This window comes from Methanosarcina sp. A14 (assembly GCF_001729375.1).
Lineage (GTDB): Archaea > Halobacteriota > Methanosarcinia > Methanosarcinales > Methanosarcinaceae > Methanosarcina > Methanosarcina barkeri.
Genome location: NZ_LZPK01000281.1, coordinates 1 through 26,343, shown reverse-complemented (window position 1 = coordinate 26,343; position 26,343 = coordinate 1). Strand labels below are relative to the sequence as shown.

At 34.8% G+C, this 26,343-nt stretch carries 20 protein-coding genes and 2 pseudogenes; 15 read left to right on the top strand and 7 right to left on the bottom strand.

Going from position 1 to position 26,343, the window contains the following annotated elements; translation table 11 throughout:
* Window positions 1-119: 119 nt before the first annotated feature.
* The 15 genes and pseudogenes from A9239_RS19645 (at window position 120) to A9239_RS12975 (ending at window position 16,059) form a co-directional block, all read left to right on the top strand.
* Window positions 120-284: a hypothetical protein gene (locus A9239_RS19645; protein ID WP_155400453.1), complete on the top strand. Its 165-nt coding sequence runs from the start codon at window positions 120-122 to the stop codon at window positions 282-284.
* Window positions 285-642: 358 nt separating this feature from the next.
* Window positions 643-1,590 (top strand): glycosyltransferase family 2 protein, encoded by a 948-nt coding sequence (locus A9239_RS13035; RefSeq protein ID WP_048154733.1) that lies wholly within the window; start codon window positions 643-645, stop codon window positions 1,588-1,590.
* Window positions 1,591-1,951: 361 nt separating this feature from the next.
* On the top strand, window positions 1,952-3,082 hold the full coding sequence (locus A9239_RS13030) for a glycosyltransferase family 4 protein (RefSeq protein WP_048154730.1): 1,131 nt from the start codon (window positions 1,952-1,954) through the stop codon (window positions 3,080-3,082).
* A gap of 5 nt (window positions 3,083-3,087) precedes the next feature.
* Window positions 3,088-3,423 carry a hypothetical protein gene (locus A9239_RS13025; protein WP_141706464.1) on the top strand — a complete coding sequence of 112 codons (336 nt, stop codon included), beginning with the start codon at window positions 3,088-3,090 and terminating at the stop codon, window positions 3,421-3,423.
* A gap of 40 nt (window positions 3,424-3,463) precedes the next feature.
* Window positions 3,464-4,630, top strand: a complete 1,167-nt coding sequence (locus A9239_RS13020) for a glycosyltransferase family 4 protein (RefSeq protein ID WP_176722151.1) — start codon at window positions 3,464-3,466, stop codon at window positions 4,628-4,630.
* Window positions 4,631-4,742: 112 nt separating this feature from the next.
* Window positions 4,743-6,563 carry a hypothetical protein gene (locus A9239_RS13015; protein ID WP_069575336.1) on the top strand — a complete coding sequence of 607 codons (1,821 nt, stop codon included), beginning with the start codon at window positions 4,743-4,745 and terminating at the stop codon, window positions 6,561-6,563.
* 14 nt (window positions 6,564-6,577) lie between these two features.
* A complete protein-coding gene (locus A9239_RS13010) occupies window positions 6,578-7,867 on the top strand; it encodes a glycosyltransferase (protein ID WP_141706463.1) in 1,290 nt (429 codons plus the stop codon).
* Window positions 7,868-7,898: 31 nt separating this feature from the next.
* Window positions 7,899-8,963 (top strand): non-hydrolyzing UDP-N-acetylglucosamine 2-epimerase, encoded by a 1,065-nt coding sequence (gene wecB / locus A9239_RS13005; protein WP_048154717.1) that lies wholly within the window; start codon window positions 7,899-7,901, stop codon window positions 8,961-8,963.
* A gap of 221 nt (window positions 8,964-9,184) precedes the next feature.
* On the top strand, window positions 9,185-10,675 hold the full coding sequence (locus A9239_RS13000; protein ID WP_048154714.1) for a flippase: 1,491 nt from the start codon (window positions 9,185-9,187) through the stop codon (window positions 10,673-10,675).
* A gap of 108 nt (window positions 10,676-10,783) precedes the next feature.
* Entirely contained in the window at window positions 10,784-11,092 is a 309-nt protein-coding gene (locus A9239_RS12995; protein WP_048154711.1) for a hypothetical protein, read from the top strand.
* 72 nt (window positions 11,093-11,164) lie between these two features.
* On the top strand, window positions 11,165-12,415 hold the full coding sequence (istA, locus tag A9239_RS12990) for an IS21 family transposase (protein WP_048154708.1): 1,251 nt from the start codon (window positions 11,165-11,167) through the stop codon (window positions 12,413-12,415).
* A pseudogene (istB, locus tag A9239_RS12985) lies at window positions 12,412-13,092 on the top strand (IS21-like element helper ATPase IstB); the annotation flags it as partial. The gene istA and the pseudogene istB, both read left to right, overlap by 4 nt.
* Before the next feature lie 653 nt (window positions 13,093-13,745).
* Window positions 13,746-15,425: a group II intron reverse transcriptase/maturase gene (ltrA, locus tag A9239_RS12980; protein WP_048156798.1), complete on the top strand. Its 1,680-nt coding sequence runs from the start codon at window positions 13,746-13,748 to the stop codon at window positions 15,423-15,425.
* A 73-nt stretch (window positions 15,426-15,498) separates the two neighbouring features.
* Window positions 15,499-15,594 (top strand): annotated as a pseudogene (locus A9239_RS19940) (ATP-binding protein); the annotation flags it as partial.
* 90 nt (window positions 15,595-15,684) lie between these two features.
* Window positions 15,685-16,059, top strand: coding sequence for a transposase (locus tag A9239_RS12975; protein WP_052712691.1), 375 nt, complete (start codon window positions 15,685-15,687; stop codon window positions 16,057-16,059).
* Between the two features lie 99 nt (window positions 16,060-16,158).
* Here A9239_RS12975 and A9239_RS12970 read toward each other — a convergent pair whose 3' ends face one another.
* The 7 genes from A9239_RS12970 to gmd all read right to left on the bottom strand — a co-directional run bounded on the left by A9239_RS12970 (window position 16,159) and on the right by gmd (window position 25,421).
* Window positions 16,159-17,454, bottom strand: coding sequence for a polysaccharide pyruvyl transferase family protein (locus A9239_RS12970; RefSeq protein WP_048154706.1), 1,296 nt, complete (start codon window positions 17,452-17,454; stop codon window positions 16,159-16,161).
* Window positions 17,451-18,062, bottom strand: a complete 612-nt coding sequence (locus A9239_RS12965) for a PHP domain-containing protein (RefSeq protein ID WP_052712690.1) — start codon at window positions 18,060-18,062, stop codon at window positions 17,451-17,453. The genes A9239_RS12970 and A9239_RS12965 overlap by 4 nt, the downstream gene beginning before the upstream one ends.
* 62 nt (window positions 18,063-18,124) lie before the next feature.
* Window positions 18,125-19,309: an ATP-grasp domain-containing protein gene (locus A9239_RS12960; RefSeq protein WP_048154703.1), complete on the bottom strand. Its 1,185-nt coding sequence runs from the start codon at window positions 19,307-19,309 to the stop codon at window positions 18,125-18,127.
* 45 nt (window positions 19,310-19,354) lie between these two features.
* Window positions 19,355-20,401 (bottom strand): polysaccharide deacetylase family protein, encoded by a 1,047-nt coding sequence (locus A9239_RS12955; protein ID WP_048154699.1) that lies wholly within the window; start codon window positions 20,399-20,401, stop codon window positions 19,355-19,357.
* A gap of 318 nt (window positions 20,402-20,719) precedes the next feature.
* Window positions 20,720-21,898: a non-hydrolyzing UDP-N-acetylglucosamine 2-epimerase gene (gene wecB / locus A9239_RS12950; protein ID WP_230669042.1), complete on the bottom strand. Its 1,179-nt coding sequence runs from the start codon at window positions 21,896-21,898 to the stop codon at window positions 20,720-20,722.
* A gap of 1,409 nt (window positions 21,899-23,307) precedes the next feature.
* A complete protein-coding gene (locus A9239_RS12945; protein WP_048154696.1) occupies window positions 23,308-24,246 on the bottom strand; it encodes a GDP-L-fucose synthase in 939 nt (312 codons plus the stop codon).
* A 53-nt stretch (window positions 24,247-24,299) separates the two neighbouring features.
* Window positions 24,300-25,421, bottom strand: a complete 1,122-nt coding sequence (gmd, locus tag A9239_RS12940; RefSeq protein WP_048154693.1) for a GDP-mannose 4,6-dehydratase — start codon at window positions 25,419-25,421, stop codon at window positions 24,300-24,302.
* Window positions 25,422-26,343: the final 922 nt, after the last annotated feature.

Here is a 26,343-nt window from a genome sequence, read left to right as displayed (position 1 = left end):
TGGAATATCCTGGTTTGAAAGTGCTATGAAAATTAGAAGAGTGGCAGTGACAGAATACTTAAGGAATCCCCAATACACGTTAAATTAATTCAAATATTTGAAAGTTTGGAAAAAACAATATGCTAGGAGCCAACTGCGTAACTCCTACATTAGAAAAAGCAATTGGGCTTGCCAAGACAAATAAAATCGAAGCTGAAGGTGAAAAAGCATATTCTTATGTGCATGATTTAAGTTGGGATAGTATTACTGAAAAATTTGATAATAATTTAAAGTCTTTGTTATAAAATACTACCATAGTTTACGCTTGAAATTAACATAATTGCTCATAGTGCATAACGGGAGTTATTAGGAGAAAATTGCGACGAGTCTCCCGAACCGCATAAAGAAGTTTGGCGAGATGAACGGAGCTCTCTATGCGGAATCGGCTAATGCGGTCCTCGAAAAATCAATGGAGCTTACCGAGACTGAGGATATAGAACCTGGGAGGAAGATAGCAAGAAATTTCGTTAAATCACTGAGTTAGGAGCGATCGACGAGCATCTTCCAGCAGGCGCTGGGCAAGGAAGGGGGATGCCGGGTAGGTGGACATCTTATAGCATCATCTGTCGAAAGTTCTCAAAAAGTACCTGGAGTGAATAATTGATGGTAGAAAATCCAGCTATCACAGATTTTCCATATGACGATGAATATATCATCGTAGAATCGCCGGAATTGCAACAGAATGGAAGTATTATTGACTTAAATAATCTACCAAAAGTATCTTTTTGTATTCCAACACTGAATAACGAAGATACTATAGAAAAGTGCCTTAGTAGCATTGCCAATCAGGATTACCCAAGTGTCGAGATTATCATTGTAGACGGAAATTCAAAAGATAAGACAATCGAAATAGCTAAAAAATATACCAGTAAAATATTCTTCGATTCAGGACTCCTGGGGAGTGCACGACAAACGGGAGTTGAAAAGGCAACTGGCGAGATTGTAGCGCTTTTTGACTCAGATATCATTATTCCCCATAACAACTGGCTCCGTAACGCAGTTGAATGCTTCAATTATGACGATCGAGTGCGCACGGTCTGGCCAGAAAATATAGCACCTCCTGATGGAGGTCCGGTTGTTCATCTTTACTTTAACCATTGGAAATTGATAATCGAAGATCGAATCAAGAAAAGGCGCGGCCTGTATGGTGGAGGAAATTCGCTTTATCTTCGGAGAGCGATTGAGGATATTGGGGGTGTCAATAGATCGATCCACTGGGGTGAAGATTTTGATTGGGCCCAAAAACTCAAAGACAGGAAATATAAAGTTGTGTATATTCAAGATCCTCTATATCATGACACTATGCCATCTTTAAAGGTATTCGCGAGAAAGCAGTTCATCGGCGCGAAAACCTTCACGAAAACTGGTTTTCAGTTAATGAATCTCTCGCCATACGAGGTATTTTACGAACAGATTGTCCTTGGAGTAAAAGGAATGCTTCATGGTCTTATTGTAGAAAGAGATCTTTCTTGGTATCTCTATCCTGTGTATGTGTCCATAAGGTTACTCGCATATGGGTATACCTATATGGTTGGTATGAAAGAACGCTAAACGTAGATTTTCATAAGGTTAATTTCGAGTAACTATCTTTAGAATACTCAGATTCCGGGAGTTTACAGTACAAAAAACTGCGGAATATTGATTAATACATCCTTAAAGGAGAATTACTTCTCAATGTTGAGATGAGCACAGGAGACTCGATCAATATAGCAAAGCGAGAATTTAAAGAGATATATGGGAATGAAGGAAGATCTTCCACTCTCGGAGCTCTACTGACATTGTTGAATACACCTTTCAAGGCCAATCAATTCAATGATCCTTTCGAAAGAAAAAGTATCACAGTATAAAAAACAATTGATGCAATCTATCAGGCCAATCATAAGCTGAGAGTAATTTAGGATTGAGGTGAATCATGAAAAACATAATTATGCTAAGATCTCAATATCCAGATGCAAGATTGGAAAAAGAGGCCAGAGGTCTCATAGAATCGGGATATGATGTAACATTGCTAGTTTGGGACAGGGGGAGAATCAGCGAAATTCAACGATCTTGCATATGTCGGGTAAAGAGATTTAAATTAGCTGTTTCACCAGACAGCTTCAAGGTCTGTTTTTATTTGCCCATCTGGTGGCTTTATATTATTTTTCAATTGCTAAGTGAAAAATGGGATATCATACATGCCGCAGACTTTGATACTTTTGCTCCAGCACTTATCATGACAAGGATTACAAAAAAGCCAATTATATATGACATCTTTGATTTCTACGCAGATATGATCAGATTCCCCATATTCCCAAAGATTTCCCGGATTTTTTTTGCGAAGACTGATCGTTTCCTTATGAGATTTGCAGATGTTGTTATTATACCCGATGATTCGCGAAGAGAGCAGATTGGTCTTTCAAATAATGAAAACGTTGTAACTATCGTTAATGCACCACCAGATACATTCTCCAATAATAACGTAGTTCCAGATTCTCTTTCAGAAAACTTCACCATTTTTTACGGTGGCGGGATCAATGATGATCGAGGAATAGATATTATGTGTAAGGCGGTTAAAACCCTCTCTGGTGTTAGATTAATAATTATGGGACCGTGCTCTGAGGCATGTGGTGTTCGTTTAAAGAGCATTTGCCAAAATGTACCAAGTATTGAATTATACTTAAAGTGGACTCTACATCAAGAAATTATCAGCCAGGCGATGAATGCTAATATACTGTTTGCTTTTTACGATCCAAACATCCCTAATAATAAATATGCCAGTCCCAATAAGTTGTTTGAGGCCATGATGTGTAGCAAACCAATTTTGGTAAATGATAACACTAGCATGGCCAAAATTGTAAGGGAAGAAGACTGTGGTCTTGTCGTACCGTATGGGAACGTTGACGCTATCAAGCATGCAATTCTTACGCTCAAAAACGATCCCACACTATGTAAACGCCTTGGTAAGAATGGACGGAAAGCCTATGCGACTAAGTACAGCTGGGAAATTATGGAGGAGAGGTTGCTTGAAGTTTATAGGAGACTGGATCCTGAGAGAAGATAGGGCATGTGCGACGCATATTCGCCACCTTGAACAGTAACGACACAGATTGTACGAGAGGAAAACTCAAAATGAGTCAGAAGATAGGAGGAGTTGACGTATTTGACCGACTTGAGAGCCTGCAGGAGGAGTGCTGCATTCTCGGCTTGCCCTGTGTTACTCTGTGGTATAACACAGAAAAGCCGGATACGATTAAGTTTGGGGCGAACCTCTCGCAGGAGCCGATCCTAATGTATAATGTTAAGCCGTACGAGGAAGATGCTAGCAATGGGAAGGTCATAAATCCTTTTGGGAATGGGAGAGCAGGAGAACGTATTATTCAAGAGGTTTTGAGATGCTCTTAGCTTTGCGGCTCTCATGGAACTATTGATGGGTGATATATTCATGGTTAAATCAAAAAATCTTCAAAAACTGAATATTTGCATTGTTACATTCCCTCTTCTATCCCGTTCTGGAAGTTACTACACTATCATAAACAATTTTTTAAGGATTCTCTCACCACTTGTGAATGAAATATTTCTTATAACAGGTAATTTTTCAGATGATATGGGATTTGATAGCAAAATAAGGATCTTAGATGTAAATACTCATCAAAAGGAGGGAAATATTTTTTATAAAACTATCTCTCAGATTATTGCCCAAATAAAAATATCTCTCCTTTTGATAAGGATATGCAAGCATTTTGACGGTCCTGCGTTTATGTTATCTGGCACTTTGTTATTACCTACTATTACAGCTAAGTTTCTTAGAAAAACATCAGTTCTAACCGCAGTGGCATCTGGCTCTACTAACACTCGTATGATCTATAAGACTGCCACGTTCTATAAGAGATATTACTATTATTTATCAGAGAGGGTACTGGAACTATTGACTTTCAATGCAGCTACATATATTGGCGTAGAATCGCCTAATGTTGCTCTCTTTATGAATCTTCCTCTTAACAAAGTCATAGGAAATGGTCACTTGTTCTTCATGGACGGTAATTTTAGGCAAACCCACAATTTTGCCAATAGACCTTATTGTATCGGCTATGTAGGCCGCCTTAGTCGAGAAAAGGGCGTCTTTAATTTTGTTACAGCTTTACCGGATATAACTTTGAGATGTCCAGACCTTCATGTTACTATTACAGGAGATGGTTCACTCTACAGCGAAATCAAGACTTTTCTCGAACAAAATGAGCTTTACAAGCGAGTTGATTTTCCGGGCTGGATTTCTCACGATGCCCTCCCTAACTACCTTAACCAGCTCCGGCTCCTCGTCCTCCCCTCCTACACCGAGGGGCTCCCGAACATCATGCTTGAGGCGATGTCTTGCGGGACCCCGGTGCTCGCGACGTCGGTCGGGGCGATACCGGATGTTATAATAGACGGGAAAAACGGATTCATTATGGAGAATAACTCGCCTGAGTGCATTGTGGAAAATGTAATTCGGGCGCTGAATTTTCCGGACTTGGAGCAGATTGCAGAAAACGGGAAGCGGTTTGTAGAGGAGAATTTCTCGTTTGAAAAAACCGTGGAAAACTGGAGGGAAATTCTTCAAAACATTGAGTAGTCATGTTCAGTCAATTAAGATCAGATGTACATTATTGATTAAATGTTCGATTATGGAAAAAAGAATGCAATTTTTAGTAAATTGATCTTCTTTGTGAGAGTTATTGATAGTTATGAATGAACTCACCATACATAAAAATGATCGACTATTCAAAGTCGTTTTGATTATTTGCTTTTCTTTGCTTCCAGTAGCACTTCTAATCGCTCATAACACTCCGGCAACAGGTTATGAATCTTCAATTTATAGATCTACTCCACTCATAGTATGGTTTATTTTATTGCTTTCGACTGTATGCGGAGTTTTTATTGTTTTGTCCCAAATATGTGATGTTAAATTAGGTAAATATCTCTGGAAAATAGGCCTTCTCATAATTTATTTATGCTATATTACTTTTATTTCATTATTCATTATTAGAGGTTATTATCTCTGGTGTATGAGTGGAGACCCTGCTTCACATATCGGGTGGATTAAACAAATTATTCTTACTTCCCATGTTTCAAAAGATATAATTTATCCAATATTACATATATTTTCAACTCAAATTTATTGTATTTCAAATATAAATATATTATTAATCTCTAAACTATTACCTTTATTTTTTGGGATATTATATGTTCCTTTTATGTATATACTTTCAAAGATTATTTTTAGAGATAAGAGAGAAATTATATTATCAACGTTAGCTAGTACTACTTTGGTTAATAGCTGGTATTTAAACTTCACTCCAAACGCGTGCGCTAACCTTTATTTCCCACTAGTAATGTTTATAATACTAAAAGTCATTTCAGTCAATGATGTAAGATGGGAAATTTTAGTTGTGATAATGGCTTTTATGTATCCGATATTACATCCAGTTCCAATATTAACCTGTTTTGTACTGATCAGTACGTTATTTTTACCAGGGTATATATACGCTAAAAAGAACACCAGAAGTACTGCAATCAAAAGTAGATATTCTTTAAGATTAAAAATAACCCTACTTTTTTTACTATTTGTTTGGAGTATTACTTGGATTTCATCTTTTTATGTATGGGAATCGACCATTAGAAATATCAATATGTTGGTAAGTGAAGGAGGACCATTAAAAGTCACAGAATTAGCTAGTAATATAAATTATGCTAAAGGATATGGCTATAATGTAACTGAGCAAGTTTTAAAGAAAATGGGTGGATCTCTTCTATATGTTTTGGTAGCTATTGTCTCATTTCCAATTGTTTGGAAAAATAAAAATAAAGAATATAATAATTTATTCTCGCTTTTTGGTCCTTTATTCATTATATGCTTCTTGATATTAATTATTTATTTCTCCAACTTGCCCTTTGATCCCTTAAGAATGGTTACATACACGACAACCATTTCCACAATGTTTATTGGATATTTATTATATTATTTCATTAAAAAGATAAAAACTGAAAATAAAAAAACATATATTTATGGTTTAATAGGACTTGTTTTTTTGTTATTTATCGTGTGGATTAATACAATATTAACTCTATATCCTTCTCCATATATTTTAGGAAGCAATTTTCAAACGACACAATCTGAAGTACATGGTATGAATTGGCTTTTTGAGAATCGAAATTTGGATATAGAAATAACAGGAATAAACTTTGAACCAATTAGGTTTGGCGACCTTCTTTTAACTTCCAAACAAAAAAAATTGCAAAAATTATACTGGTACATACCACGCTATTTAAGGATTCCTTATCATTTTGGATATGACAATAAATCTACACTTTCAAATCATTATAATCAAAGTTTGTATATGACAATTAATGAGAAAGATAAGCTGATTTACAAAGACGTATTTCCAGAAATGGCTGAAATTAGGTGGATCCCTTCAGATTTTGAAAAATTAAACTTTGATGTATCCTTGGATAAAATCTATTCTAGCAAAGGAGTCGAAGTTTTCTATATAAACGGAAAAAAGTGAGAAAAAGTGATATTATGAAAAAAGTATTAATTGTTTCATATTATTTCCCCCCAGATCCTGCAATAGGTGGTTTAAGAATTAACGGACTGGCAAAATATCTTCCAGATTTTGGCTGGGAGCCTGTCATCTTAACAAAAAATTCGCCTGATAATTTTACCTTGAAATATACCATTGTAAGAACTCCGTATTGTGAATATGACAGTATAAATTCATTTAAAAATATGTTTGGGCTTAATCCAAAAAGTTCCTTCAAAGGGCAATTAGGTAGATCTACTCTAAAGGATAAAAAAACATTTTTATATTTATTATCTAATTTTATTACAGAAATTATAACATATCCAGACAACCAAAAAAAATGGTATTCTGATGCTTTTAAAATAGGAGATGAGCTCTTAACCAATGAAAAAATTGATGCAATAATTAGCAGTTCTTCTCCCATAATATCTCATATAATTGCTCATGATCTGAGCGAAAAATATAACATTCCATGGATTGCAGACTTACGTGATCTTTGGACTCAAAACCATTACTGTACACATAGTAAAATACGGAAAGTATTTGATAAAAGATTAGAACTTAAAACATTGGCAGCCTCGGATGCTATAACTACAGTATCCAGTAATTTAGCTTCAAATCTTAGAAAATTTCATAATAGAAAATCCGTATATTCAATCCCAAATGGATATGATCTGGAGGAATCTATTAATACAAATATAAGTCTTTCAAATAAATTTACAATTACATATACAGGAAGCCTTTATAATGGAAAAAGAGATCCTTCAAAACTATTTAATGCCTTGAATGAACTAATTAAAGAAAAAAAAATAGATCGAAAGAATATTGAAATTCGCTTTTATGGACCAAAAGAAGAATGGATTAAGGAAGAAATTAAAAAATATAGTCTTCAAGATATTATATCTCATAATGGTTTAGTCTCCAGAGATATATCATTAGTTAAGCAGAAAGAATCACAATTGTTGTTGCTTTTACTTTGGGATCATCCCTCAGAAATAGGAGTGTATACTGGAAAACTTTTTGAATATCTTGCATCAAAAAGGCCAATCTTAGCAATCGGGGGTCCAAAAGGTGTTGTAAATGATTTATTAGAGGAAACTGAAACTGGATACTTTGTCTCCTCTGTTGAAGATATAAAGAATACTATTATTAAATATTATACCGAATACAAATTAAATGGTCAGGTTTCATATAAAGGAAATAACTCAAAAATAGAGAAGTACAGCCAAAAAGAAATGGCAAGAAAATTTGCAGATATTCTTGACAATTTTATAAAAGTGGATTATTAATTATAACTTGATTATTACACGAGGCAGTATCATGAAAATCCTATCAGTCATCGGCGCCCGCCCCCAATTTATCAAATGCGCCCCTCTCTCCCGCGCAATCCGTAAAGAACACACAGAAATCCTTGTGCACACTGGCCAGCACTATGACCCCAAAATGTCCGACATATTCTTCAAAGAATTACAGATCCCTGAACCTGACTACAATCTGGGTGTAGGCTCAAGTAGTCACGGCGAACAAACAGGAAAAATGCTTATTGAAATCGAAAAGATCCTTCTCAAAGAAAAACCTGACTTTGTCCTGATATACGGAGATACAAATTCCACTCTTGCAGGAGCTCTTGCAGCCTCCAAACTACACATCAAAGTTGCCCATGTGGAAGCTGGACTTCGTTCCTTTGACCAGTCTATGCCAGAAGAAATTAACAGAGTACTCACAGACCATGTCTCGAACCTGCTCTTCTGCCCCACAGAAACGGCAGTCTTAAACCTCAAAAATGAGGGAATCACATCTGGAGTGTATAGTGTTGGAGATGTGATGCTTGATGCCCTGGAATACAATATAAATATTGCAGAAGAAAAATCCGCGATTTTAGAAAATTTAGGACTAACCTCAAAAGAATATTTGGTTGCAACTGTTCATCGAGCTTCGAATACCGACAGTTTCAAGAATCTTTCATTTATAATTAATGCCTTTTGTGATGTTGATATTCCTATTGTGTTTCCGGTGCACCCAAGAACTGAGAAATATCTGAAGCAATACGGACTATGGAATAAATTATGTGAAAATGTAAAGGTCATTCCTCCCCTTGGATATTTAGAAATGTTAAAACTCATGACTCATTCTAGAAAAATCCTCACAGACTCAGGAGGGGTGCAGAAAGAAGCGTATATGCTTGGGGTTCCCTGCATAACTATGAGAGATAATACCGAGTGGGTTGAGACTGTAAAGGATGGATGGAATGTGCTTGTTAGAGCTGATTATGAGAAAATCAAGAATGCCATTTTAACTTTTGAAGGAGCTGAAATAAAAAATGATATTTTTGGAACCGGAAATGCATGTGAAGATATTTGTGATATTCTAAATGAGCATTTTTGAAAGAGCTTATCCCGAAACCAATTTTCCACATCAATAAGAATTATCAGAGTTATTTCCTTGATCCGAAGCTCGATTAATTACATAAATCCAAGATTCTGAGACGCAATTTTAGTTTTGGGATGAGATCTAATTTTAATACGTGAATATCCAAAAACGAATTATGGAACTGCCAAAATCTCTAATTATTTTATTTTTATTGTATCTTTTAAAAATGTGATTTTATGGCAAATACCAAATTTATAAAAGATGTTGGGCTTATAGGAATTACTCAGGCCTTAATAGGGCTGAGTGGCTTCTTTTTGCTTCCAGTAATCACAAAAACGCTGGGGTCTTATGATTATGGGATTTGGGCACAAATAAATATTACTGTGTCTCTTTTATCTCCTCTCGCTCTTATGGGCCTATCTATGGGAGTTGTAAGATTTCTCTCTTCGGAAAAAGACAACGAAAAAATAAGGGAAGGATTTTTTTCTGTACTGTTTTTTGTTGCTTTCACCGGATTATTAGTATCTATAGTGGTATTTCTATTATCTGATTTCTTGGCTGCAAGTATATTCAAAGATATAAGTACCTCAGATTTCATAAAAGTGGGAGCTTTTTTGGTTTTTTTAAGTGCAATTAATCAAATTTCACTTTTTTATTTTAGAGTATCCCGACAGACCGAAACATTTGCCTTTTTAACTTTATTTCAGACATTCGGGCAACTAACTTTGATTTTATCATTTCTCTTAATGGGATTCGGCTTGTTTGAAGTTATATCAGCTGTACTAATTGTTCAGGGATTATTGTTCATAATCTCTATTTACAAAATCGTATCACAGATAGGTTTTAGAATCCCCAAATTTAATCAGATTGAAGAGTATTTAAAATACTCTGCACCATTGACTCCAAATTCTCTCATCAGATGGATCACCGATTCAAGTGATAGGTATATGGTCAGTTATTTCCTAGGATTAAGCCAAGTTGGAATTTATTCAGCTTCATATGCTATTGGAAATCTTATTCTTTTGTTTATTACACCTCTCCAATTCATCTTGTTTCCAGAACTTTCACGTTTATTTGATGAAGGGAAAATCGATGAAGTGAAGGTTTATTTAAGTTATTCAATGAAATATTTCCTTTTAATAGCGATTCCTGCTGTTTTTGGATTATCTGCACTTGCAAAGCCTATGTTGGAAATTCTTACAACACATGAATTCATTTCAGGTAGTATTGTTATTCCTTTTATTGCCTTATCAGGACTTTTATCAGGTATTTTTCAGATAGTTATCAATATTACACATCTTGTAAAAAAAACAAAATTCAATTTGTATATCCATATCTTTGCTGCCTTGTTAAACATAGTTTTTAATTTTTTGTTGATTCCATCAATTGGCATTGTTGGAGCAGCAATTGCCACTTTAATTTCATACACATTAATGGTAATAATCTGTATCCTTGTTTCTTATAAATATATTGAATTCAATCTAAATTTTGGTTTTATTTTGAGAAGTGTCATGGCCTCTTCAATTATGTTAGGAGTTATTTCTTGTTTAAATCCTTCTAATATTATGGGCCTTTTCGGCTCAGTATTAATGGGTGCATTCGTTTATCTTACGATAATGATTCTGATCAAAGGGATTAGTAGACATGACTTAAATATAGTAAAAGACTTTTGTATTAATATCAGAAATATGCTTTTCAAAAAAATTAACTATGTATTATTTAGATGAAAATTTGTATTTTGCTCCATTTCAAAAAATAATTGCATTATTTTAAAAATTGGTGCTCCTTTATTATTTAGTTGGTATTATATAATAAAACTAATATAATTGTAGTTTATGGGAAAACGAGGACCTAAACCAAAATTCACTGATGTCTCCTGTCCTAATCAAAATTGTAAATTTTATTGTACTGGAACGGTAAAAGTATATGATCACGACTTCAATACATTTTCAAATGGCGTTGTAATTCCACATGGCATATACGATATGAAACGTAATGAAGGCTACATCACTTTAGGAGCCAGTAAGGATACGAGTGAATTTTGTTGTGACTGCATTAAATACTGGTGGGAAAATTACGGCAAGATAAATTACCTCAAGGCAAACAGCATTTTAGTTTTGGCAGATGGTGTCAACGGCGGTTAAGAATTCCTCATTTTCGGCGGTTTGAAATTCCCCAATTCCCAATCCTTGAGAAAAGTTCGAGGATTGTGGATAATGCTGAAAATGGAGGAATGGTTATTGATACGAGATTTGTATTCACAAGGCTTGAACATAAGCGAAATCTCTGAAAGAACAGGTTATGACAGAAAAACTGTAAGAAAATATCTTCAGCTGAAAACCTTACCCGAACCCCAGAAACGTCCGCCAAGACCGAGCAAACTTGATCCGTATAAACCTTACTTACTCGAAAAGATTAATGAAAAACACTATACTGCAGCTCGCCTCTTTCGTGAAATACAGAAAATGGGTTTTGATGGTGGAGAAACCATCGTTAAGGATTTTGTGAGAACAGTCAGACCTAAACAGGGAGTACCTGCGGTACTCCGATATGAGACAAAACCAGGTGTTCAGGCTCAGGTTGACTGGGGAGAATTAGGAACGGTTGAAGTCGATGGAAAACTCAAAAAACTTTTCTGTTTTAGCATGATTCTTGGATACTCAAGAATGCGATATGTCGAATGTACACTGAGCATTGACACTTTTACATTAATTCAGTGCCATTTGAATGCATTTCAATACTTTGGTGGATGTACACAGGAAATTCTGTACGACAACATGAAACAAGTTGTAATAAAGAGAGCAATGAAATCCTCAGATTCAGAATGGAACTCACAGTATGAGGATTTCTTCAAGCATTATGGATTCATTCCTCGCTTATGCAGGCCATATAGACCTCAGACAAAAGGGAAAATTGAGAACACTATTGGATACGTAAAGAGGGATTTTTTCCTTGGAAGAGAATTCAGCTCTCTTGAGAGCCTGAATAATCAGGCTCTTGAGTGGTTAAAGAGAGTGAATTCAAGTATACATGGAACAACTCATGAAATCCCTCTTGAGCGCTTTAAGAATGAAAAAGAGAAACTGAACCTTTTGAATCAAGTTCCCAGATACAAAGTTGTTAAGACAGAAACCAGAAAGATCTCAAGAGACTGTTATATTTCTTATCTTGGAAATAAGTATTCTGTTCCTTACAAGTTTGCAGGAAGAACTGCAAAGCTTCAGATCTTTGAAGGAAAATTCGAGGTCTATGTTGATTATGAGAAGGTCTGTGAACATGAAATTCTTCCAGGTAACTGCAGAGTTACCAGGAAAAAAGAACATTTCAAGGGTCTTCTGAGTGAGATTCTTAACGAGAATTCAAAATGTAAGAAGAGTCCACATATTCTGTTGAAGTTTTCAGGTCTTGAAGTTGAAAAGAGGTCTCTCGATGTCTATGAAACATTCAGTGATGGTGGTTTAGAATGAATAATTTCAGCTATGAGAGACTTCACACTAACTTGCAGTACCTAAAACTGAATACTATTGAAGATCTTCTGGACAACTGCCTTGAGATTGCTGCAAGAGACAGCAAGACAACAATGGAAGTCCTTGATTATCTTTTTGAACAGGAAAAGAAACACAGGGAATCTGCTGCAATGGAAAGGAGAATGAAAAGTGCTGTTTTTCCTGTGAAAAAGACACTTGAAGAATTCGATTTTGAGTTTCAGTCATCTATTGATAAAAAAGTCATAGAAGACCTTGCAACCTTAAGATTTGCTCATAATGCAGAGAATGTTGTTTTGCTCGGTCCTCCTGGAGTTGGAAAGTCTCACCTTGCAATTGCTCTTGGGATTGAAGCAGTAAAAGCAGGCATTTCGGTTTACTTTACCAATACAGGAAACCTTATTGAGAGGTTAAAAATAGCAAATCGGGAAGGAATACTTGAGAAAAAGCTCAAAGGCTTGATGAAATTTAAAGTGCTGATCATTGATGAAATGGGTTATCTCCCATTTGATGAAGAAGGAGCTCACTGTTTGTTTCAGTTGATTTCCAGACGTTATGAAAAGAGTTCAACCATATTTACGTCGAATAAGTCATATGGAGAATGGGGAGAGATATTCAAGGACCATGTAATAGCGGCTGCTGTACTTGATAGAATAGTGCGACAAGAAAGCTAAAGCATGAATTGCAGAAATGCTATCCCTTCCATTTGGGATAATCCTACTATGACATGCGTTGATGATAACGTCAAGGTGTGAAGCTCATAGGACAATATGGAGAAATTTGGAAGTCTAATCTAAATCATCTGTTAGGATAAGAATACTATGAAGAACGTAATGTGAACCATTGTAAGAGTCGTAACAAGTGACAAGTGAAATTAGACTGATACACTTGAACCAAAAGGTGAAGAGTCAGACCATTATGGCTTATTCGACGTAATGGGAAATGGACAAAGAACTCTCGGCTTAGAGATGGCTTCTAAGGTATTCATAATTATTCATGTTATAGAACTTGGTAAGCCCTATATGTTCCCTAGGGTAGGAATCCTGCAAAGGATAACAATGACATAGAGGGTAGAGGAAGGGAGTAGCAAGCGAATGACAATTTGTAATCAATTGTATAGGGGTTCCAAATTTGCCCTAATCCGAAAGGATGCTGACTTACTCTATGGTATCAAAACGTAAGAATGAAAGTATGTCCTATGAAAGGGAGTCATTCAAATACGCTGATTCAGAAAGCAGAAACACTTGCTGTCAATCTCTTATGGAATAAAACAAACAGAGAGACTGGCTGTTATAGTGAACAAGCTGAACCAATCAACGAGAAGCTCACTAACAAACAACTGAAATTTCGATGGAACAATATCAATTGGAAAGCAGTTGAAACACATGTTAATAGGCTACAAGTCAGGATTACGAAAGCGGTTTTTAAAGGCAAATGGAACTTAGTTAAAAGATTAAGCTATTTGTTAACCCACTCTTTCTACGCCAAATTGTTAGCTGTCAGAAAGGTAATTCAGAACAAAGGTAAGAAAACGGCAGGAATCGATGGTGAATTGTGGAAAACTCCCGACGCCAAGATGAAAGCCTCCCTTAGTCTAACTAACAGAAGATATAAAGCCAAACCATTAAAAAGAGTTCATATTGAAAAATATGGGAAGTCAAAGAAACGACCTTTAGGTATCCCAACCATGTACGACAGAGCTATGCAATCATTATATGCATTAGCACTTAACCCGATTTCAGAAGCTACGGCAGACAAACACTCTTTTGGATTTAGAAAATTCAGAAGTACACATGACGCATGCGAACAAATATTTGGATGCACATGTCAAAAGTTCTCTGCATCCTGGATACTGGAAGGAGATATAAAAGGTTGCTTCGATAACATTAGTCACCAATGGTTACTTGACAATATTCCAATGGACAAATCAGTTCTTAAACAATTCCTTAAAGCAGGCTTCGTTTTTAAACAAAACCTCTTTCCGACCAAAAAAGGTACACCGCAAGGTGGTATCATATCCCCAATTCTTGCCAATATGACCTTAGATGGGATTGAAGGTATATTGGCAAATAAATATCATCGCGGAAAAAGTGGAAGAATAACAAAATTTCAACGTGATAAACATAACGTAAATTTTGTAAGGTATGCAGATGACTTCATTGTTACTGCAAAAACTGAGGAAATAGCGGAAGAAGCCAAAGAACTGATTAAAATATTCCTAAAAGATAAAGGTCTGGAATTATCGGAAGAAAAAACACTAATTACCCATATTAACGATGGTTTTGACTTTTTAGGCTGGAATTTCAGAAAATACAAAGGAAAGCTTCTTATCAAACCATCCAAAAAATCCATTCAGAAAGTCACTGAGAAAATCAGTGATGTCATCAAGAATGGCAAACCTTGGACACAAGAAAAATTAATCCAAACTCTTAACCCAATCATAACTGGATGGTCTAATTACCATCAAGGCGTGGTATCCAAAGAAATATTCTCTGAAATGGATAAAAGAATCTGGAGTATGACATGGAAGTGGGCCAAGAGAAGACACCCAGGTAGATCCCATCACTGGATAAGTCGGAAATACTGGCATACCAAGGGAGCAAGACATTGGGTATTTTCAACTGAAACAAACCAACTGAAGCTTTTATCAAATAAAAAGATAGTTAGACACATCAAACTAACATTAGGTATAAACCCTTACCTCGACAAAGGATACTATGCTGAACGCAAATACAATCAAGGCTTAAGAAAGCTTTCAGGAAAATTCAGGAAAGTGTGGGATAACCAAGAAGGCATATGTCCTATCTGCAATTTTCCAATTGACATTAATACTGATGCAGTAGAAAGACCTCTACATCACAAGAATGGAAGCCACGAAGATAACAGAACATACAACTTAATCTATTTGCATGCACACTGTCATAGACAATACCACGCAACTAACTCCAAATCAAATAACTGCTGCCCAACACAAGGGTTAGAAGATGCTTGAGCTGTATGAGGTGAAAGTCTCACGTACAGTTCTTAGGCGAGAAAGGGAGAGTAATCTCCCCTACTTAGCTGACCTCCATCATTGTACTACAATTAATATCAAAGGAGAAAGTTACAGACTGAAAGAGAGGAAAAAACAGGGAATAAAAACAGGAAATATGTGCCAGTGATTTTGAGTTAATTCATGAAAAATTGAGTAAACTTTATATCAATAGGTGGGGAATTCTAAACCGCCAAAAGTGGGGAAAAGTAAACCGCCGTTGACAGATGGTGGTGGAAGCAACTCAAGTAGACATTATATTTTCAAGGAAGACTTACAAAAGCTGGTAAATGAAATTGGAATTGAAATTCGAATGGCTCACTATCCACCATACACTTCGAAATATAATCCAATTGAACATAAGTTATTCTGCCATGTAACGGCTGCCTGTAAGGGTGCCGTTTTCAGCAGTCTTGATGTGGTTAAAAGCCTTATTGATAAGACTTCTACATCAACAGGACTGAAAGTGGTTTCGACGATTAAGGATAAAGTTTATGCAACAGCAAGAAAAGTAAGTGAAAACTTCAAGGAAAATATGAAATTGTATTTGATGATTATCTGGGAAAATGGAATTATAGAGCAATTCCAGAAATGAAAACTTGAACTTATATTTCAAACGTTCCTAAATTACAGATCCTTTAAAATATCAACTAATTAATGTAGGAGCACCGTAATTTCTGCAGAGCTAAAAAAATTAGCTTTTATAAAAATAAGAGTCCACCTTCTTTAAAAAGTTGTTTCTTTTAGTTTCATTTAATTCGTAAATATTATTCAATCTATAATCTTCATTTAATGTTGAAGATAACAAATTTTTTAATTTATCTAGAGACAAATTATCAGCTTCAATTATATGATTATCGGATATATAACTGTAAATTTCCGAGATACCCATTAATTTAGAGTTGTAGTATTCTCCACCACCGGAGATGCCAATATAGGGTCTTCTTTCACTAATCGAAAATACGATTGGATGCAACCGACTACTCACAACAAGATCGGAAGTCGAAATAATTGCTTTAATTGTTTTCAAATCAGTGTATAAAGGCACAAAATAAAACTTATCCTTATGTTTCATTTTACTTTGTATCGATAATCCCTGCTCAATATCCTTACCGCTAATGGTCATCGAAATGTTCAAAATAATAGCATTTTTGCTGTCCACCAGGTAGTCAAAAAATTGTGCAAAAATAGTGTATATATATTCAAGTGGATACTTACTGTATTTTAAAAATAGTCCAAAATTTACAGTAACAACGAAAGAGGAATCATATCTATTTATGTAATTCATATTTTTGCTTAAAAAAATGGCATCATCAGGTCCTTCTATAATCTTATTTTCGTCAAATCCAAGTTCCAATAACCTTTTTTTTGACCGGTTGATGTCCCGAGTTGAGATATAATCCAATTTATTAATATGTTTTTTTACAATTTTTTTCTGTATATCATCAAGCGGTCCGAAAGTTTGGCCTGATGCAATGCATGGAATTCCAACTTCGTGAGCAATTGAAAGAGTGCTTATAAATTGATATATTTTACATCCCCAATATCTATTCATATACCCTCCCCCAATAAAGAGTAGCAAAGAACACTCTTTGATGTTAGTCAGGTATTCGATAAAGTGTGGGATTTGTTTATTTTCGGTCTTAATGTTATTAGTGATTTTTTTTAAAGTTCGATTATGATTAATTGTTTGGAAAATATCAGATGAATTTCTACACAGACGATTTAATACTACATCTATATACTTATACATAATCTTTTGATTAAGATAATCAAAAGAGTCGACAATCTTAATAGTATCGGAGAGACTATTCTCTGGTAAAAATCCATATGATATCAAAAGATTTGTGGTTCTAGATACACTATATGAAAAAATAAGAATATTATATTCCCTTGATTTTAAAGCATCGAGATTCGCCAATAGCAATGCATCATCGCCCATGTCGTCATACCCTATTGCACCTAAAAGTCCTATGGTTTTGTTTATCATATAAATTCTCTCTTTATCAAGTTGTGTGCTAAATATATGATTTGAAACGGAATTTTTTTTATTTTTCTCATTTTAAATGATTTTATAATTTGGCTGATCTCTTTATAATGCTGAGGACTTGGATTACAATATATTTTCTTATGAGATAACAAAGCGAGTTTTAAATCTCCAATCTCTTCATTAATGCAGCATTTAGCATTCCCAATTTCTGAAGTGAAATGGGCATCACTTCCCGCAACAATTGGTTTATTGTACTTTTTGGCTAATTCCATCCCTTTTTCATTTTCTTCTATAGTACTTCTGGCGTTAAATCCTTCAATGGCATCAACAGAGTTTAATAACTCTTCATTTAATTTATGACCTCTGTAGGGATGAGGAAGTACTACAATTCCATCTTGTGCTTTAATTTCTCTTATTACTTCCATGCTATTTCTTGAATTTATTTCTTTATTCAAAAAAAGACCTATAATATCCCCAATCTCTGTATTTATCTCACATCCAACTATTACTATTAAATTAGGATCTTTGTTTATCTTTTTAGCTTCAAGTCCTCCTTTTATTGTACCGTGATCAGTTATCGCAATTCCATCTAGGTTTTTTTTTTGCAATTTTTATTATCTTAGAAGGAGACTGTATTGAATCAAAAGAATACTTTGAATGTATATGTAAATCAATGATCATGTTCAATCTCCGGTTTGCCATGTGGATATCTTAAGTTTTTCTTTTTTATTCTTAAATATATTTCCGAGACTGTATCAATAAATTGAAATAAATTTGGTTTTATATCGTTATAATCCAAGTCATTTGTGATATTTTTATTAAATAAATTAACGAAATAATTTCCTAAACAATTATTTGCGATGGAATATACGAAATCTGGGAACATCCATTTAAATATCAAATTATTATTATATTCAAAAACGGGTTTAATATCTCCATCTATACACATCTTAACTGCAAGATATGGAAAATTAACTCCAGATGCAATTGCAAGATCTAAGGAACCCCAAAATTTTGGGTTAATTTCTATTAATTTAAATGTGTTATCTCTGATATCTTTTTTAAACTCTACCATTGCCACCCCATGCCAAGAGAGAGATTTTAGAAGTCTTAAACCAATTGCATTTAGATCTGGATCATAAATGCTTTGCGCCATTGTACTTGGTCCACCAGTAGGTGGATATTCATGAAGTCTCTTATGCGCAAAAATTGCTCTAGGTTCACCATGATTGAAAAGTGCAAAAAAACCGTATCCTTCACCAGGAATATATTCTTGAATTTGTGGAAACTTTCCGGATTCTATTTGTTGTGGATGGGAAATACATACTTGTGTATATAATATCATTAATTCCTTTTCATTATTTGCATACTTTACAGATCCTGATTCTTCCGGTGCTTTAATTACGACAGGATATTGAAGATCATTTGAAATTTTTTTTACCTCTTCTATTGACATAGGAAATATTGTTTTTGGTGTGGGAATACCCATTTCCATCGCAAATTTAATCGTTTTATTTTTATCAGATGCTATGAGCATAAATTCATAATTTGGAAGTGGGACTTTTACGTATTGTTCCAAAGTTTGCTGATATTTTGAAATCTTCATACAACTTTTAAATCCAATGGGCAACAATACATCGCAACTTTCTTGTTTAATTATGTCTATAAGGTTTGAGATAAACACTTTTTCATTAATTTGATCTGAATATAAATACTGTTTATTACAATATTTCGAATAAAAAGACATATTTCGTTCATACATTGATGAAGATATGACTTCAATTCCCTGTTTTCCAAGAGCTCTAACAGCTGCAAGACTATGTTTAAACTCTCCATCAGTAATTAACACTTTCATTAATTACACCAACTATTCATGTGTGAATTAGTAAAATTCTTGACATTATATATTGTTTTTACAAAATATATTGTTTTTACAAAATGCAATTTCTTCACCACTCGTCATCCAAGCTCTTTTCTCTGAACAGTATTCCAAAATTTTCTCATAAAATTTCAAATTCTCCTCCTGCATGTATGTATTATGCCATAAGATTGTAATTACACCATTACACTGCTCAACAGTATCAATCAGACTTTTTGTGAATTCCCATGCCTTTTTAAAATCAAGTCGCATGTAATCTTTAAATAAAGTACAATCCATGATTGTCAGAGGGATCTCAAGAATGTCGATCTGTTGTCCAGTATTCACATTAATAGGTTTGAACGGATGGCACATTCCATTCCTAAATCCTGCACAATCAGCGTATCCAAATGTAGAGTCGTATTTGAAGCCTGCTTTACTCAATAATTCCCAAGTATTCGGTACCTTAAATCTTAAGTAGTGATTTCTGTATCCAATTACTTCTTTGCCGAGAACCTTCTCAAGCTTTTGCTTTTTTTTCTTGACGTCCTCAAAACTGTTGTAAGATTCATGTCCTCCGTGGAGACCAACTTCCCATCCATTTTCTGATATAGTCTTTAATTCATCTTCGATATCCTCTATATTATAGCTGTAGTCGCTCTCTCCGGATTCCAGAGTTAAAAAATAAAAGCTGGATTTTGCATCATATTTTGCTTCTAGCTCCATTATTTCCTTAAAGTTCCAGAAAGGATTTCGTTTTTTGTCAAGTATAGAAAAGGGGATTTTTATAGCATCTGTTAAATTTCCTTTAACAAAAGATCTTGCGGCTCCAAATATTGGGTACAATCTACCTGGATGAACAATGTCAATGTCGTGTGTAAGGCAAACAGCAAACTGTTTTCTGTCCGGATACTGCGGTCTCAGCCCATTTTCTAACAGAAATTTGGAAACACTGGGTTCAAAAATATTTCTTTGGCTGCCTAGATAGTACGGAAATCTCTCATACATATCACGAAAGGTCAGATCGTATTCTTCCTTTCTGGTAAAGAGATCCCAAAGTTCCTTGTTTTCTTTTAATTTCTTATACATTGTGTTCATCCTTTTTCAGGATTTTATAAAACTAAACTTACTTCTAAAATTGTGATTCCCTACTCAAACGATCTCATTTTAGTTTTGATCTACTCTCACAATTTTCGTATAAACAAAACCATTTTCAATAAACTCATTCGGTTCAACTATATTCCATCCAGAATAACTAGACTCTCTTTTCCAGTAAGCTCTTTAAGCCACTCAGCCTTCAAATAAAAGTATGCACTGTTTCGTAAAAATCACCACAGCATCCGCCTCGTAGATTTTTAATATTCCTTTTTCCACCTTTTAAAAATAGCATTTATTATTTCTATCTTGTTATCTCCAGTATTGAATTTGTTCAGAATTCTTAATTTTACGGAATTCAATGCCGTAACCAGTCACTGTATTCTGAAGAGTTAGTTCTGCAGCATTTCCTTCTCCATATGGATTTTCCCACTCAAGATTGGATTCAAGCATTTTTTTTGTGCATTCAATGATGTTTTCTCCACTTTCAGCAACAATATTTGCACCTACATCCACCGTCTCAGGCCTTTCTGTATTGTCTCGAAGCGTCACGCAAGGGACTTTTAGTATACAGCTTTCTTCCTGCACGCCTCCACTATCGGTCAGGATCATTCTTGCCCCGCTTTCAATCTGTAAAAATTCCAGATATCCAAGAGGTTCAATCAACCTTGTTCCTTCAGGAATTTCAAAACCAAATTCCTTGATCATTTTCACAGTTCTTGGATGGGCTGGGAAAATTATAGGAAGGCCGAATTCTTTGTAAATCTGCGAAAAACCGGAAAGGATTCTCCCTAGGCGTTCTGTGTTGTCCACGTTTTCAGCACGGTGGGCTGTGGCTGCAAAATATTCTTTTTCCTTTAAGCCGAGCTCTTTAAGGATATCTACTCCGTTCTTAGAAATCTCAAGGTTCTGATAGGCTGCATCAACGACCGTATTTCCTGTAACAAAGATTTTTTCATTGGGAATCCCTTCGTTTAGCAGGTACTTTCTTGAAGTCTCGGTAGGGGCAAAGAGGTAATCTGAAATATGGTCTGCAATGATCCTGTTTGTTTCTTCGGGCATAGTACAATCAAAAGATCTCAAGCCTGCTTCCACGTGCCCGATTTTGATTTGAAGTTTGGAAGCTGCAAGAGCCCCGGCAAGGACAGTATTTGTATCTCCCTGGACAAGCACAATATCCGGTCTGTCTTTAATCAGTATTTCTTCGATGGCTACAAGCATTTTTCCTGTTTGTTCTCCATGCTTGCCGGAGCCTACATCAAGATTGTACTTCGCCTGCGGGAGTTTTAACTGCTCAAAAAAGATTTTGTCCATTTCGTAGCTGTAATGCTGACCTGTGTGGAGAATATAATAGTCAATGCCCTGTTTTTCACATTGCCTTATAATGGGGCTCATTTTTATAATCTCAGGCCTTGTGCCAAGAATGATTGCAATCTTCATAGTTTTTACCTTGCCTGCGCCGGAAAATCCCATTTTCTCTTTAATTTTCATAGAATAGTAACAATACTTACATAAAAATAACTAAAATATTCTTTTTCTCTGACTTAGGGTCGTCGCAGAACAAATTATGCACAGACTTCAATTGAATGCCTTGATTTTTCAGATCGTTATCACCAACTGAAAAATAAATGTTATAAACAATATGTATAATTTATTTTGTGACAGTTATTTAGAGAGACTATATAAAGACCCATACCTAATACAAATTTTCCGTTTGGTTTCCGATCTATGTCCAAATTAAGTAGATCTGCGATCAGTACACCAGCCATCATAGCAAATACAATAAAATAATAGTAAATATATGCAGACCCATTTTTGCTTAACTCCTTACAAAACCCCTGTTAGATACCTCTCATTTAGATCGTTATTTTTGCTACTCAGGTAGTAGTCCCCTGAATTTTTTGCTCATAGTTATCTTACACAATTTATTAAATTGTAGAAGTGCAAAGTTTTTAATTTTTTGCAAATTTTTGTAGCAAATTTAAAGATTTCAGTAGTAAACTTAATTATTTTTTAACTTTATATATATGCCGATTCAGTTTGAAATTTCGATTTAGAGAGACAAATCTGTTGAAGATTTCTCAACAAAAGTAGGTAAACTTGTTAGAAATGACATGAGTAAAATCAAAAGAGAATTAAGGAACAAATCAGTCAATTACTTACCAAGTTATGCTAATATTTCAGCAGAAGCTTTAATCCCAGATACTCTTTTGATTATTCTATATACTCTAACCTTGACTTTATGGCTTTTACAGAAGTTTTATTGCATTTAAAGCAGGCCTGATAAATATGCCGTAAAAAAGCCGTAATTCCCGATTAAAGCTGCCGATCAATCCTTGCTGTTTTCCTCCGGTTTTTCATAATTTAGTTAGAAGTTGCCGCGAGTAGTCTTGGATTGTGGATATTTTGGAAATTACTTTTTCAAATGCGAATATCATATATAAAATATGTGAGAAGATGCCGTAAGGTTTGCAGGATAAATTTTTTGGAGTCTCAAGTTATACTTTGCGAGACATTCTTCATGGAAATTTATATTTATGAAGCTATATTTTCAGGCCTTTAGCAAAATCACTTAAGTTTATGTTCATTTTTACGAAAAGGGTGACCTATAACATTATTCCTCAACTATTGGCATCCTTCAGAATAATTTCAGTAAATTTATAGTATCCTCTTCAATTCAATGGAGAATTTTCCAACCTGAGAAATATGCATCAATTTCATCACACAGTTATAAAGTTGAATTAATAGCTTGAGGTTGTTTCTCAGACTTGATTAAATTCTTAAATTTTCTGCAAATACGTGAAATTTATTCTTACCCATAAAATTTAAAGAGGATACCATTTTTCTTTTTTGTGGATTTTATTCTGTTCGATTCCTCATTTATATACAATCAAAACCTTTCACTTGATTTGATTTTGATACCACTCATAAGTTTCTTTAATTCCATCTTCAAGTGAAATTTTGGCTTTCCACCCCAATCCATTCAACCTCGAAACATCCATCAACTTCCTTGGAGTCCCATCAGGCTTTGAAGTATCATAATTAATCTTCCCTTCAAACCCTACAATCTTTTTTATTAATTCTACAAGTTCGCTGATTGTAACATCCTCTCCAACCCCTATATTTACAAACTCTCCAACCTCAGAAAAATCATAGTTTTCCATCAAAAACACACATGCATCAGCCATATCATCCACATGCATGAACTCCCTAAGAGGCTTGCCTGTACCCCACACAACAACTTCAGGTTTGTTATTTACCTTCGCCTCATGGAATTTCCTGATCAGTGCAGGCATCACATGGGAAGTTTCAAGATCAAAATTATCATTAGGTCCGTAGAGGTTTGTCGGCATCACAGAAATGAAATTAGTTCCATACTGCTGATTGTAATGTTTGCAGAGCCTGATTCCGGCAATCTTAGATATTGCATAGGCTTCATTTGTCTCTTCAAGAGAGCCAGTCAATAGATATTCTTCTTTAAGAGGCTGAGGTGCAAGTTTTGGGTAAATACAGGAAGAGCCAAGGAAAAGCAACTTTTTCACACCACATTTGTAGGCAGCGTGGATAATATTTGATTCAATCATCAGGTTTTCGTAGATAAATTCGGCAGGATAGGTGCTGTTGGCAAGAATTCCACCCACTTTTGCTGCGGCTAAGAAGACATATTCAGGCTTTTCCTGTTCAAAGAATTCATTTACAGCTTGCTGGTTTATAAGATCTAGTTCTTTATGGGTACGAAAAATAAGGTTGGTGTAGCCTTTTGATTCAAGTTTTCTTTTAAGGGCTGAACCTACAAGGCCCCTATGTCCGGCTACATAAATTTTTGATTCTTTTTCCATTCTATCGCCTTTATTTAAAAAGAATTTTACCTTTTACGGTACTGTTCTGAAATTTATAAACTCCTAATATCTAATTCTGATTTTATTGAATCTTCCTCAGTTTCCGGGCTGGAAGCTAATTTCTCTGCAGGATAACTTTTCAGGACTTCTTCTTCATCGGACTTTACCATCATCTTTACCAGTTCTTCCAGTCTGACTTTTGGTTTCCAGCCAAGTTTTCTTCTGGCTTTTGATGAATCACCAATCAAAACTTCTACTTCAGTGGGTCTATAATACTCAGGATCTACTTCAACTAAGACTTTGTTTGTAATGGCATCGATTCCGACTTCTTCTTCTCCTTTTCCTTGCCAGATTATCTCGATTCCGAGTTCTTTGAATGTAAGTTCAATAAATTCCCGGACAGAGTGAGTTTCGCCCGTTGCTATAACGTAATCGTCGGGCCCTTCTTGCTGGAGCATCAGCCACATGGCTTCGACGTAATCTTTTGCAAAGCCCCAATCTCTTTTTGAATCAAGGTTTCCGAGGTAAAGCCTATCCTGCATGCCGTATTTTATCCTTGTAGCCGCCATTGTGATTTTTCGTGTCACAAAAGTTTCACCACGGATTGGAGATTCGTGGTTGAAAAGAATTCCATTACATGCAAAAATACCATAGGCTTCCCGGTAGTTGACCGTAATCCAGTATGCGTACAGTTTAGCTACTGCATACGGGCTTCTTGGGCAAAAAGGAGTAGTTTCTTTCTGAGGGATTTCCCGAACTTTTCCATAGAGTTCACTGGTAGAAGCCTGGTAAAATTTTGTTTTCTTTTCAAAACCCAGAATGCGTATAGCCTCCAGTATCCTGAGAGTTCCTATGGCATCAGAATTTGCCGTATACTCTGGAGTCTCAAAAGATACCTGAACGTGGCTCTGGGCTGCAAGATTGTATATTTCATCAGGTTGAACTTCCTGAATTATGCGAATTAGATTGGTAGAATCTGTCAAATCCCCATAATGCATGAAAAAATTAACATTTCTCTCATGGGGATCTTTGTAAAGATGATCAATTCTTGCCGTGTTAAAAGAAGAAGATCGCCGCTTGATTCCATGCACAATGTATCCTTTTTCAAGTAAAAATTCAGCAAGATAAGCGCCATCTTGACCTGTAATTCCAGTTATTAACGCAACTTTGGACAAGCTATTTTCCTCAACTTTGTTAAAAATCATAAGGATTAATTTATTAAATATCTAATCTCGTGCCGGGAATAATTTCACTCATTATAATTTCATCTTATCTGCATCGGAAAATCAATTTTACCTCTTAATTTTAAATAAATTACATTTATTAATTATTTAAATACATTGGTTTGCATGTATTACATCTGCTTCTAGATTTTTCTGACTACCTGTTCTTAATTATTATTTATAGTTGTATAAATAACCACTCAATATAATTGTTTAGATAAATTCCATTAAAAACAAAAACGTTTCTGAAATTTTGCTGAAAAGTTGGATTTTAAATGCAAATTATAAGACTACTTATTAGAAAATAGAAGAACTTTCAGGAGATTTGATACTTATTATTTATGATATGAATTTCTAAATTGCTGTCTGTATATATCTTGACAATAGTAGTTCAGACAGCATTGTTTGGTTTCTTTAGATAGAGCAACCAGGATTGGTTTTCGTTCACACCAAACTGTACAATAATTCTTTTTAAGATATATAAGTTCATCAATTTGACTAAATGGCAATGTCTTAAATTTGCTGTAAATTTGAGGTCAAATTTTTGCATAGTATGGAAAAAATTGATCTGCCGATATGTAATTTTCTACCCAATAACTTATTGAGATTTGTGATTTTACAGAAAAATTGGCACACTGCCTATTAAATCGTATAAGTGCAGAATTTTAATCTTTTTTGTAAATTTTTGTAGTAAATTAAAAGATTTAAGTAGTAAATTTAATTATTTTTAACATTATGTATGTCGATTCAGTTTGAATTCTCGCTTTAGAGAGACAAATCCGTTGAAGCTTTCTCAATAAATGTAGTTAAACTTGTTAGAAACAACCGGGGAAAATCAAAAAAGAATTAAGAAACAAATAGGACTTACGCAGTT